General features: G+C 66.8%; 10 protein-coding genes. All 10 read right to left on the bottom strand.

Annotation, left to right across the window (positions count from 1 at the left end; all coding sequences use genetic code 11):
• Positions 1–282: 282 nt before the first annotated feature.
• Positions 283–1,050 carry an enoyl-CoA hydratase gene (locus tag C3Y15_RS24130; protein ID WP_059567210.1) on the bottom strand — a complete coding sequence of 256 codons (768 nt, stop codon included), beginning with the start codon at positions 1,048–1,050 and terminating at the stop codon, positions 283–285.
• Between the two features lie 91 nt (positions 1,051–1,141).
• The gene (locus C3Y15_RS24125; protein ID WP_060091977.1) at positions 1,142–2,341 is read right to left on the bottom strand and encodes an acetyl-CoA C-acyltransferase; all 1,200 of its coding nucleotides are present in this window, start codon (positions 2,339–2,341) and stop codon (positions 1,142–1,144) included.
• Positions 2,342–2,367: 26 nt separating this feature from the next.
• On the bottom strand, positions 2,368–4,803 hold the full coding sequence (locus C3Y15_RS24120) for a 3-hydroxyacyl-CoA dehydrogenase/enoyl-CoA hydratase family protein (RefSeq protein ID WP_060091980.1): 2,436 nt from the start codon (positions 4,801–4,803) through the stop codon (positions 2,368–2,370).
• A 113-nt stretch (positions 4,804–4,916) separates the two neighbouring features.
• Entirely contained in the window at positions 4,917–6,704 is a 1,788-nt protein-coding gene (locus tag C3Y15_RS24115) for an acyl-CoA dehydrogenase C-terminal domain-containing protein (RefSeq protein ID WP_034192699.1), read from the bottom strand.
• A 57-nt stretch (positions 6,705–6,761) separates the two neighbouring features.
• Positions 6,762–7,361, bottom strand: a complete 600-nt coding sequence (locus tag C3Y15_RS24110) for a TetR/AcrR family transcriptional regulator (RefSeq protein ID WP_069246320.1) — start codon at positions 7,359–7,361, stop codon at positions 6,762–6,764.
• Between the two features lie 189 nt (positions 7,362–7,550).
• The gene (gene clsB, locus C3Y15_RS24105) at positions 7,551–8,825 is read right to left on the bottom strand and encodes a cardiolipin synthase ClsB (RefSeq protein WP_059622618.1); all 1,275 of its coding nucleotides are present in this window, start codon (positions 8,823–8,825) and stop codon (positions 7,551–7,553) included.
• The gene (gene nudB, locus C3Y15_RS24100; RefSeq protein ID WP_011885993.1) at positions 8,822–9,316 is read right to left on the bottom strand and encodes a dihydroneopterin triphosphate diphosphatase; all 495 of its coding nucleotides are present in this window, start codon (positions 9,314–9,316) and stop codon (positions 8,822–8,824) included. Before nudB ends, clsB begins: the two co-directional genes overlap by 4 nt.
• Positions 9,317–9,473: 157 nt before the next feature.
• Positions 9,474–11,276: an aspartate--tRNA ligase gene (gene aspS / locus C3Y15_RS24095; protein WP_014723620.1), complete on the bottom strand. Its 1,803-nt coding sequence runs from the start codon at positions 11,274–11,276 to the stop codon at positions 9,474–9,476.
• Between the two features lie 67 nt (positions 11,277–11,343).
• Positions 11,344–11,994: a DUF502 domain-containing protein gene (locus C3Y15_RS24090; protein WP_011885995.1), complete on the bottom strand. Its 651-nt coding sequence runs from the start codon at positions 11,992–11,994 to the stop codon at positions 11,344–11,346.
• A 61-nt stretch (positions 11,995–12,055) separates the two neighbouring features.
• Positions 12,056–12,397: an FmdB family zinc ribbon protein gene (locus C3Y15_RS24085; RefSeq protein ID WP_014723622.1), complete on the bottom strand. Its 342-nt coding sequence runs from the start codon at positions 12,395–12,397 to the stop codon at positions 12,056–12,058.
• Positions 12,398–12,437: the final 40 nt, after the last annotated feature.

Raw genomic sequence — 12,437 nt, 5'->3', positions numbered from 1 at the left:
GGCTGGGGGCAGGAGCGAAGGCGCTACACCGCGACGTGGGTGTCGGCGGGGAGCACGGTAGATATGGGGGACGATCGCGCGCGGCGATCGGCGACGATTGCCGCGGTATGGCGTGCCACGCGAACGCGCGGCGATGCGGGATCGAACCGAGATGCCGCTCGGCGCGTCTTCCCTACGCGCAGATGACGGGCCGCGCGGCGAGCCGCCGGCCGGCCCGAGGGTCCCGCTCGGCCGCGCCGGGCCGCGCGCTCGTTCTGGATCGCGAAGCGTTCGCGCCGCGTATCAGTCGAATTGCCGAAAATCCGGCTTCCGCTTCTCGAAAAAGGCCGTCATCGCCTCGCGCGCTTCCGGCGCGCGCAGCATCGCCGAGAAATGCGCAGCCTCCTCCGCCATCCGCGCGGCCACCGCGACGCCGCCGGTATCCTTGAGCAGCGCCTTCGTCACGCGCAGCGACGACGCGGGCAGCGCCGCCAGCTTCGCGGCCTGCTTCGCCGCGAACGCGTCGAGTTCGGCCGCCGGCAGCACGCGATTGACGATGCCGATCCGGTGCGCCTCCAGCGCGTCGAACGGCTCGCCGAGCAGCAGCTTTTCGGCGGCGATCTGATGTCCGGCCAGCCGCGGCAACAGCACGCTCGACGCGGCCTCCGGGCACAGCCCGAGCTGCGCGAACGGCAGCGAGAACGTCGCGGTGTCGGCCGCATAGACGAGATCGCAGTGCAGCAGCATCGTCACGCCGACGCCGACCGCGATGCCCGGCACCGCCGCGACGATCGGCTTCGCCGCGCTGCTGATGCGGCCGAGGAACTGGAACACCGGCGCGTGCTCGTCCGTCGGCGGCGCCTTCAGGAAATCCTCGAGATCGTTCCCCGAGCTGAAATTGCCGTCGCTGCCGCGCAGCAGGATCGCGCGGATCGCGTTGTCCTCGTGCGCATCGGCGAGCGCATCGGCCATCGTCTGGTACATCGCCGCGGTGAGCGCATTCTTCTTCGCCGCACGCGCGATCGTGATCGTGATCACGCCGTCGGCGCGCTCCACTTGAATTTCGGCCACAACCGTCTCCTTTGACTTTCCTCTACCGGAATGAAAAACGGTGCGCGAGCTCGTGGCCCGCGCACCGTCGTCGCTGCTCGTCGCGTCCCGCTTACAGGCGTTCGATGATGCCCGCCGCACCCATGCCGGTGCCGACGCACATCGTGACCATCCCGTACTTCAGGTTGCGGCGGCGCAGCCCGTGCACGACGGTCGCCGCGCGGATCGCGCCGGTCGCGCCGAGCGGATGGCCGAGCGCGATCGCGCCGCCCACCGGGTTGACCTTCGACGGATCGAGGCCGAGATCGCGGATCACCGCCAGCGATTGCGCGGCGAACGCCTCGTTCAGCTCGATCCAGTCGATGTCGTCCTGCTTCAGGCCCGCTGCCTTCAGCGCGGCCGGGATCGCTTCCTTCGGCCCGATGCCCATGATTTGCGGCGGCACGCCGCGCACCGCGAAGCTCACGAAACGCGCGAGCGGCGTCAGGTTGAACTCCTTCAGCACGTTCTCCGACACGACCAGCAGCGCGCCCGCGCCGTCGGACGTCTGCGAGCTGTTGCCGGCCGTGACCGAGCCCTTGTTCGCGAACACCGTGCGCAGCTTCGCGAGGCCCTCGAGCGACGTATCGGCACGCGGGCCTTCGTCGAGCGCGATCTCGCGGGTCTTCACGTCGACTTCGCCGGTCGCGAGGTTCGGGAAGCGCTCGGTGATCGTGTACGCGGCGATCTCGTCGCCGAATTCGCCGGCCTGCTGCGCGGCGAGCGCCTTGCGGTGCGATTCGACCGAGAACGCGTCCTGGTCTTCACGGCTCACCTTCCACTGCTCGGCCACGCGCTCGGCGGTCAGGCCCATGCCGTACGCGATGCCGAAGTCTTCGCTGCGATCGAAGATGTGCGGCGACATCGACGGCTTGTTGCCCATCATCGGCACCATGCTCATCGATTCGCAGCCGCCCGCGAGCAGCGCCTCCGACTCGCCGACGCGAATGCGGTCGGCCGCCATCGCGAGCGCCGTGATGCCCGACGCGCAGAAGCGGTTGACCGTCACGCCGCCGACCGTCTGCGGCAGCCCGGCGAGCAGCGCGCCCATCCGCGCGACGTTCAGCCCCTGCTCGGCTTCGGGAATCGCACAGCCGATGATCGCGTCCTCGATCAGCTTCGTGTCGAAGCCCGGCACCTGCGCGATCGTCGACTTGATCGCGTGAACCAGCAGTTCGTCGGGGCGCGTGTTCTTGAAGACACCGCGCGGGGCCTTGCCGATCGGGGTGCGGCTGGCGGCGACGATGTATGCGTCTTGCAGTTGTTTGCTCATTTGAAGCTCCTTGTCGGCTCGCTCACTCAGTTACGCACCGGCTTGCCGGTCTGCAACATGCCCATGATCCGCTCCTGCGTCTTCTGCGTGCCGAGCAGCTCGACGAACGCGCGGCGCTCGAGCGCGAGCAGCCATTGCTCGTCGACGAGGCTGCCGGCTTCGACGTCGCCGCCGCACACCACTTCGGCGATGCGGCTCGCGATCAGGAAGTCGTGGTCGCTGATGAAGCGGCCGTCGCGCATGTTGACGAGCGACGCCTTGATCGTCGCGATCGCCGAGCGGCCGGCGACCGGCACGTCCTTCGCGCGCAACGGCGCGCGATAACCGGTCGCGGCCAGCGCGCGCGCTTCCTTCTTCGCAGTGTCGAGCAGCTCGAACACGTTGAAGACGATCGTGTCGGACGGCTTCACGTAGCCCATCGCGCGCGCATCGTGCGCCGAGCTCGACACCTTCGCCATCGCCGCGTTCTCGAACGACTTCGTGACGAACTTGAGGATGTCGGTCGTCGCGTTCGCGGCCGTGGCGGCGTCCGCCGCGCGCAGCGCCGCTTCCTTCAGGCCGCCGCCGGCCGGCACGAGGCCGACGCCCACTTCGACGAGCCCGATGTAGCTCTCGACGTGCACGACGCGCTTCGCGCTGTGCAGCATCAGCTCGCAACCGCCGCCGAGCGCGATGCCCGACACGGCCGCGACCACCGGCACGTTCGCGTACTTCACGCGCAGCATGCCTTCCTGGAACTTCTTCACGAACGGCTCGATGCCCTTCGCGCCGCCCATCATGAACGCGGGCATCGCCTCCTCGAGGTTCGCGCCGGCCGAGAACGGACCGCCCGGCGTGCCGAGCTTCAGCGACGTCGGCTGCCAGATCACGACGCCCTTGTAATCCTGCTCCGCGAGCTCGATCGCCTGCACGAGGCCGTCGATCACACTCGGCCCGATCGTGTTCATCTTCGACTTGAACGACACGATCACGACGTCGTCCTCGCCCGCGCGGTCGTCGACCCATGCACGCACCGCATCGGTTTCGAACAGCGTCTTGCCGTAGGTCTTCGGGTCCGCGCCAGTTTCGCCGATCAGCGGAGCGCGGAACACCTGCTTGCGGTAGACGGCAAGATCCGAGCGCGGCACGAAGCGCTTCGACGCCGGCGCCCACGAGCCCTCGGCCGTATGCACGCCGCCCTTCTCGGCGACCGGGCCTTCGAGCACCCACGACGGCAGCGGCACGTTGGCGAGCGCCTTGCCGGCCGCGATGTCTTCCTGCACCCACTCGGCGACCTGCTTCCAGCCGGCGGCCTGCCAGCCTTCGAACGGACCTTCGTTCCAGCCGAAGCCCCAGCGGATCGCGAGGTCGACGTCGCGCGCGTTGTCGGCGATCGACTCGAGGTGCACGCCGATGTAGTGGAACACGTCGCGGAAGATCGACCACAGGAACTGCGCATGCGGATGGTCCGTCTCGCGCAGCAGCTTCAGGCGTTCCGCCGGCGGGCGCTTCAGGATGCGGCCGACGGTTTCGTCCGCCTTCGCGCCCGAGTCGACGTAGGCGCCCGTCTTCGCGTCGAGCACCTTGATCGCCTTGCCTTCCTTCTTGTAGAAGCCGCCGCCGGTCTTCTGGCCGAGCGCACCCTGCTTCACCAGTTCGGCGAGCACCGCGGGCGTTTCGTAGACCGGGAAGAACGGATCGTCGGCGAGGTTGTCCTGCATCGTCTTGATCACGTGCGCCATCGTATCGAGGCCGACCACGTCCGCGGTGCGGAACGTCGCCGACTTCGCGCGGCCGAGGCGGGCGCCGGTCAGATCGTCGACTTCGTCGAAGCGCAGGCCGAACTTCGCGGCCTCGGCGATCACCGCGAGGATCGAGAAGATGCCGACGCGGTTCGCGATGAAGTTCGGCGTGTCCTTCGCGCGCACGACGCCCTTGCCGACGACGCTCGTCAGGAACGTCTCGAGCTGGTCGAGGATCTCCGGGCGCGTATGTGCGGTCGGGATCAGCTCGACGAGGTGCATGTAGCGCGGCGGGTTGAAGAAGTGCACGCCGCAGAAGCGCGCCTTCAGCTCGTCGGAGAAGCCTTCGGACAGCTTCGTGATCGACAGCCCCGACGTGTTGGTCGCGAAGATCGCGTTCGGCCCGATATGCGGTGCGACCTTCTTGTACAGGTCGTGCTTCCAGTCCATCCGCTCGGCGATCGCTTCGATCACGACGTCGCATTCGGCCAGCTTCGCGATGTCGTCCTCGTAGTTCGCGGCTTCGAGGTATTTCGCGTCGTCCTTCACGCCGAACGGCGCGGGCGACAGCTTCTTCAGATTCTCGATCGCCTTCAGCGCGATCGCGTTTTTCGGGCCTTCCTTGGCCGGCAGGTCGAACAGCAGCACCGGCACGCGCGCGTTGACGAGATGCGCGGCGATCTGCGCGCCCATCACGCCGGCGCCGAGCACGGCGACCTTGCGAATCAGAAAATTGCTCACGGGATGTCTCCGGATAGTGCCGTGCAGCGCGGGTTATGAGGGCTGCGCGGCGAAGTGAGTACCAGGAACCGTTGCGTTCGGGCGGCGCGCGATGCGCACCGCCCGGACTCGCGTCAGAACAGCGATTCGTCGACTTCCATCAGCGTCTTCGAACCGGCGCGCGCGGCGCGGATCGTCGCGGCCGTTTCGGGCAGCAGGCGCGCGAAGTAGAAGCGGGCCGTCGCGAGCTTCGACTTGTAGAAGGGGTCGCCCGACGCTTCGTGATCGAGCGCGATGCGCGCCATGCGCGCCCAGAAGTACGAGAACACCAGATGACCGACGGTGCGCAGGTACGGCACGGCAGCCGCGCCGACTTCGTCCGGGTTCTGCATCGCCTTCATGCCGATTTCCATCGTCAGCTTCTGCACCTTCTCGCCGATGTCGGCGAGCGGGTTGATGAACTCGGCCATCTCCGGCTTCACGCCTTCGGCTTCCGCGAACTCGGTCACGAGCTTGCCGAACTTCTTCAGCTTCGCGCCCATGTCGCCGAGCACCTTGCGGCCCAGCAGGTCGAGCGACTGGATCGAGTTCGTGCCTTCGTAGATCATGTTGATCCGCGCGTCGCGCACGTACTGCTCCATGCCCCACTCGGAGATGAAGCCGTGGCCGCCGTAGATCTGCATCGCGTGGTTGGTCGACTCGAACGCGTTGTCGGTCAGGAACGCCTTGATGATCGGCGTGAGCAGCGCGACGAGGTCGGCGGCTTCCTTGCGCACCGCTTCGTCGGCGTGCGACAGCTCCTTGTCGATCTGCAGCGCCGACCAGTACGTGAACGCGCGCGCGCCTTCCGCATAGGCCTTCTGCGTGAGCAGCATGCGGCGCACGTCCGGGTGGACGATGATCGGGTCGGCCGGCTTGTCCGGCGCCTTCGGACCGGTCAGCGAGCGCATCTGCAGGCGTTCCTTCGCGTAGGTCAGCGAGTTCTGGTACGCCACTTCGGTGAGACCGAGGCCCTGCATGCCGACGCCCAGGCGCGCGGCATTCATCATCACGAACATCGCGTTGAGGCCCTTGTTCGGCTCGCCGACCATCCAGCCCTTCGCGCCGTCGAGGTTCATCACGCACGTCGAGTTGCCGTGGATGCCCATCTTGTGCTCGATCGAACCGCACTTGATGCCGTTGCGCTCGCCCGGCTCGCCCGACGCGTCCGGAATGAACTTCGGCACGATGAACAGCGAGATGCCCTTGGTGCCTTGCGGCGCGTCCGGCAGGCGCGCGAGCACGAGGTGGACGATGTTCTTCGACATGTCGTGCTCGCCGCTCGAGATGAAGATCTTCGTGCCGCTGATCGAGTACGAGCCGTCGCCGTTCGGTTCGGCCTTGGTGCGCAGGATGCCGAGGTCGGTGCCGCAGTGCGGCTCGGTCAGGCACATCGTGCCGGTCCATTCGCCGGACACGAGCTTCGGCAGATATTGCTGCTGCAGCTCCGGCGCGCCGTGGGCGTGCAGGCATTCGTACGCGCCGTGCGACAGGCCGGGATACATCGTCCAGGCCTGGTTCGCCGAGTTCAGCATTTCGTAGAGCGCGTTGTTGACGAACGCGGGCAGGCCCTGGCCGCCGTATTCCGGGTCGCAGCCGAGCGCGGGCCAGCCGGCCTCGACGTACTGGCGGTACGCTTCCTTGAAGCCGGTCGGCGTCTTCACGACGCCGTCGCCTTCATAGGTACAGCCTTCCCGATCGCCGACCTGGTTCAGCGGGAACAGCACCTCGGAGCAGAACTTGCCCGCTTCCTCCAGGACCTGGTTGATCGTGTCGGCGTCGAGGTCCGCATGCCGCGGCATTTGCTTGACCTCGGCTTCGACGTTCAGAAGCTCGTGCAACACGAATTGCATGTCGCGCAGCGGCGCGGCGTACTGTCCCATGACTCTCTCCAAAGGTGGGCAAAACGGCTCGAGCTCCTGGCGGCGGTTCCCGCGCCGCTAACGGCTCTCGCTCTGATACGAAACGATCGTCTTTTCCAGCGCGGCCCACGTGAGGCGCACGGCATCCGGCGAATGCAGGAAGCGTGCGTCGTGATGCAGGCCGAGCGTGAAGCTGTACAACTCGAAGAGCATCAGGTCCGGATCGGAATCCGCACGCAGATGGCCCTCTTCCTTCGCCTGCGAAATGCCGCGCAGCAACGCGGCACGCCAGGCGGTCACGCTCGCGATCAACTGCTCGCGCACCGGGCTGTCCGGCCGGTCGTCGTACTCGACGGCCCCGCTGATGTAGATGCAGCCAGTCGTCACCTCCTGGATGCGCTTCTCGATCCAGCGCGCCAGCATCGCCCGCAGGCGCGGCAAACCGCGCGGCTCGCGCAGGCTCGGAAAGAACACCTCGTTCTCGAAACGATGGTGATATTCGCGGACGACCTCGACCTGCAGATCCTCGCGCGATCCGAAGTGCGCGAACACGCCGCTCTTGCTCATCTGCATGCGCTCGGCCAGCAGGCCGATCGTCAGCCCCTCCAGCCCGTCACGGCTGGCGAGATCCAAAGCAGCTTCGAGTATCGCGGCACGCGTCTGTTCGCCTTTTCGCATAGCTTTTTCTGTAACCGTTCGGGGGGTCGAATAAAATCGAACGGCCGTACTATTATTGAGTGCGGCCGCTCGTGAAACAAGGAAATTATTAGAAACCGGTGTCTAACCGAGCCGCTATTTTGCGCGATTCCGGCGGGACCGGAGCGGCTTTTCCGCACGAACGTGCGGACAGATTTTTGAAGCGGGCGCTTAGTCGTAACCGCCGACCGTCAGCGCCTTCATCACGACGCGGTACGTGTTGTACGCGAGCCAGTTCAGGATACGCTCGATGCGCGGCCGCGTCGCGTACAGCGCGGCGTCGATTTCGCGGCCTTCGGCGAACGCGGCGCCGATCGCGTCGCGCAGCTCGTTGGTGACCTTGTCGTAGCGCACCAGCACCACGTTGGCCTCATTGTTCAACATCAGGCTCAACGCGTCCAGATTCGACGAACCGACCGTCGCCCAATTGTCGTCGATCACGGCCACCTTGCCATGCAGGATCGTCTTGTCGTATTCCGCCACGCGCACGCCGGCGCGCAGCAGCGCGTGGTACAGGAACGGCACCGCGGCGTCGAGCGCGGTGAACTCCTTGCGGCCGATCAGGATGCGCACGTCGACGCCGCGGCGCGCCGCGCGCGTCAATGCGCGGCGCAGCTTGCGACCCGGCATGAAATACGGATTCGCGAGCAGGATCTGCGCGCGCGCCTTGCCGATCGCGGCGAGATACGCCTTCTCGATCGCGCGGCGGTTCACGACGTTGTCGCGCGCGACGAACGCGACGCTCGGCTCGGTCACGACCCGCAGCGCGCCGGCCTTGATCCAGCGATGGTTGCGCATCCAGCGCCGGAACATGTCCGGGAACGCTTCGCCGCCGTGCAGGCCGGCCGCGTACTGCGCATACGGCTTGTGGCCGAAGCGGATGCGGTGCCATTGCAGCTCGAACGCGGCGCGCACGTCGGCCACCGCCGGCCCGGCCATCTCGACCGCGAAATCCCAGCGCGGAAACGGCAGCGTCGCGCTGCCCTGCGTGTAGTCGTCGACGATGTTGATGCCGCCGCAGAACGCGACCGCATGATCGATCACCGCGAGCTTGCGGTGCGTGCGCGAGAAGCCGAAGCGGCCGAACAGATAGCGGTTGTAGATGCTGTGCTCGACGCCGGCCGCGGCCCAGGCGTCGAACAGCGGCAGGCGCGCGGTGCCGACGCCGTCGGTGATCACGCGCACGCGCACGCCGCGCTGCGTCGCGCGGATCAATGCGTCCGACACCGGCCGGCCGGCCGCGTCGTCGCAGAAGATGTAGGTTTCGAGCATCACCTGCTCGCGCGCCGCGTCGATCCGCTCGATCAGCGCGTGGAAGAATTCGGCGCCGGTTTCGCACAGCCGCACCGTGTTGCCGGTCGTGAACGCGAGCCGCGATGCGGAGCCGCGCTCCTGCAGGAACATCTGCCGCAATTGCGCGAAGCGCTTGCGGGCCTGCCCATTCATGCGGACGAGCCGTGCGTCGCGCCGGCGAGCGCGACGCGCACCGGCAGTTGCAGGATCGCCTCGGCGTTCGACGGCGAAAAGCAGCGCGCGGCCGCTTCACGGTACGGCAGCCACGCGTAGTCGACGTGCTCGCGCGGCGACAGCGTCACGTCGACACGCCGCGGCACGCACAGCCCGAACCAGTGCTCGACGTTGCGCGTGACGCCCGGCGCATAGCGATGCAGGTATTGCGGATAGATCGCGTATTCGATCCGATGGCGCCAATCGGTCAGCGCGGCGGCCGGCACGTCGTGCGAGCCGACCGCGATGCCGGTTTCCTCGACGACTTCCCGCGCGGCGGTGAGCGCGAGCGGCTCGTCGGGCGTGTCCTTCGAGCCGGTCACCGATTGCCAGAAGTCGGGCTGATCGGCGCGCTTGATCACCAGCACGTCGAGTTCGGGCGTGTAGATCACGACGAGAACGGATTCGGGGATTTTCGGCGGCTTCGTCATCGTTGTTTCATGCGGCACAGGGCCGTGCGCCGGGCCTGTGCCGGAACGGGCGGCAAGTGCTGCGACTGTACCGCAAAAAACGAAAAAGGCGCATCGGATGCGCCTCTTTCATCGGGTGCGCGTGTGCGCGTCGCCGCGCACACGCATGACTGCGAACTTACGCCTTCGGCTGTTCCGGCTGGCGCAGGCGGATGTGCAGCTCGCGCAGCTGGCGCTCGTCGACCGGGCTCGGCGCCTGCGTGAGCAGATCCTGCGCGCGCTGCGTCTTCGGGAACGCGATCACGTCGCGGATCGAGTCGGCGCCGGCCATCATCGTGACGATGCGGTCGAGACCGAACGCGATACCGCCGTGCGGCGGCGCGCCGTATTGCAGCGCGTCGAGCAGGAAGCCGAACTTCGCCTGCGCTTCTTCCGCGCCGATCTTCAGCGCGCGGAACACCTTGCTCTGCACTTCCTCGCGGTGGATCCGCACCGAGCCGCCGCCGATTTCCCAGCCGTTCAGCACCATGTCGTACGCCTTCGCGAGGCAACGGCCCGGATCGGTCTCGAGGTACTCGAGGTGCTCGTCCTTCGGGCTCGTGAACGGGTGGTGAGCGGCGACGTAGCGCGCGTCTTCGTCGTCGTATTCGAACATCGGGAAGTCGACGACCCACAGCGGCTTCCAGCCGGCCTGAACGAGGCCGTTCGCCTTGCCGAATTCCGAGTGGCCGATCTTCAGGCGCAGCGCGCCGAGGCTGTCGTTCACGACCTTCGCGCGGTCGGCCGCGAAGAAGATGATGTCGCCGTCTTCAGCGCCGGTGCGCTCGAGGATCGCCGCGATCGACGCGTCGTGCAGGTTCTTGACGATCGGGCTTTGCAGGCCGTCGCGGCCCTTCGCCTTCTCATTGACCTTGATCCACGCGAGGCCCTTCGCGCCGTAGATGCGCACGAATTCCGTGTAGCCGTCGATGTCGCCGCGCGACAGCTCGCCGCCCTTCGGCACGCGCAGCGCCGCGACACGGCCGTCCTTCGCATTGGCCGGCGTGCTGAACACCTTGAAGTCGACGTCCTTCATCGCGTCGGTCAGCTCGGTGAATTCGAGCTTCACGCGCAGGTCCGGCTTGTCCGAGCCGAAACGCGCCATCGCTTCCGAGTACGGCATCACCGGGAATTTTGCGTCGAGCTCGACGTCGATCGTCGTCTTGAAGATGTGACGGATCATGTCTTCGAACAGATCGCGGATTTCCTGCTCGCCGAGGAACGAGGTTTCGCAGTCGATCTGCGTGAATTCCGGCTGACGGTCGGCGCGCAGGTCCTCGTCGCGGAAGCACTTGGTGATCTGGTAGTAACGGTCGAAGTTCGCGACCATCAGCAGCTGCTTGAACAGCTGCGGCGACTGCGGCAGCGCGAAGAACTGGCCCGCGTTCACGCGCGACGGCACCAGGTAGTCGCGCGCGCCTTCCGGCGTGCTCTTCGTGAGCATCGGCGTTTCGATGTCGATGAAGCCCTGCTCGTCGAGGTACTTGCGCGCTTCGATCGCGACGCGGTAGCGCAGACGCAGGTTGTGCTGCATCTGCGGGCGGCGCAGGTCGAGCACGCGGTGCGTGAGGCGCGTCGTTTCCGACAGGTTGTCGTCGTCGAGCTGGAACGGCGGCGTGACCGACGCGTTCAGCACGATCAGCTCGTGGCACAGCACTTCGATCTTGCCGCTCTTCAGCCCCGCGTTCACCGTGCCTTCCGGACGGTTGCGCACCAGCCCCTTGATCTGCACGCAGAACTCGTTGCGCACGCCTTCGGCGGTCGCGAACATTTCCGCGCGATCCGGGTCGCAGACCACCTGCACGAGGCCTTCACGATCGCGCAGGTCGATGAAGATCACACCGCCGTGATCGCGGCGGCGCTGCACCCAGCCGCACAGCGACACGGTTTGGCCCAGCAGGTGTTCGGTCACGAGACCGCAGTATTCAGTACGCATCGACATGATGTTTGCTTTCGTTCGGTTTGATCAACGGGCGCCGCAGCGCGCGGCCCGGGCGATGATACGTTGGTTACAGCGGCGGCTCGACGGGACGGCGGGCGGGCGCAGGAACCGGCGCCGGGGGCGCCACGACGCCCATCGAGACGATGTACTTGAGCGCGGCATCGACCGACATGTCGAGTTCGATGACTTCGCTCTTCGGCAGCATCAGGAAGAAGCCCGACGTCGGGTTCGGCGTCGTGGGCACGTACACGCTCACGAATTCTTCCGTCAGATGGTTGACCACGTCGCCGCCCGGCGTGCCGGTCAGGAACGCGATCGTATACGAGCCGCGGCGCGGGTATTCGATCAACAGCGCCTTGCGGAACGCGTTGCCGCTGCTCGACAGCAGCGTGTCCGACACCTGCTTGACGCTCGTGTAGATCGGGCCGACCACCGGGATGTGGCGCACCACCGCGTTCCACCACGTGACGAGCTTCTGGCCGATGAAGTTGCGCGTGGCCAGCCCGACGACGAAGATGAACGCGAGCGTCAGCACCGCGCCGATGCCCGGCAGGTGAAAGCCGAGCAGCCGCTCCGGCTGCCACGACTCGGGCAGCAGCAGCAGCGTCTGGTCCATCGTGCCGATGATGAGGCCGAGCACCCACAGCGTGATCGCAAGCGGGACGAGAACCAGCAGGCCGGTCAGAAACACCGATTTCAGGGTCGTCTTTTTCATCATCTGCCGTCAATGAACCGCGCCTCGAGCGCGGTGTGAGCGCGGCCCGGCCGGGCCGCGACTGTCAAGTGCCGGCGGCGGGCGTAGCGGCCGGGGCCGGCGCGGCGCTCGTCGTCGTGCTTTCGGTGCTCGCGGCAGCCGGCGCGGCCGCAGCCGGGGCTGCACCGCCCGCGGCGCTGCCCGCTTCGCCGGACGTCGACGCCGGCGCGCTGGTGCCGCCCGAGCCACCGCGGAAATCGGTGACGTACCAGCCGGAACCCTTCAGCTGGAAGCCGGCGGCGGTGACCTGCTTGCGAAAAGCATCCTTCCCGCATTCGGGGCATTGCGACAGCGGCGCATCGCTCATCTTCTGGAGCACGTCTTTCGCGAAACCGCACGCTTCGCATCGATAGGCGTAGATCGGCATGATATTTTTCCCGCAGAAACTGGAAACGGCTTGCAAAACC

It is taken from the genome of Burkholderia sp. B10 (assembly GCF_004368385.1).
Classification (GTDB): Bacteria; Pseudomonadota; Gammaproteobacteria; order Burkholderiales; family Burkholderiaceae; genus Burkholderia; species Burkholderia vietnamiensis.
Note: the sequence above shows the minus strand (reverse complement) of the source record. Positions and strands in the feature narration are given on the sequence as shown.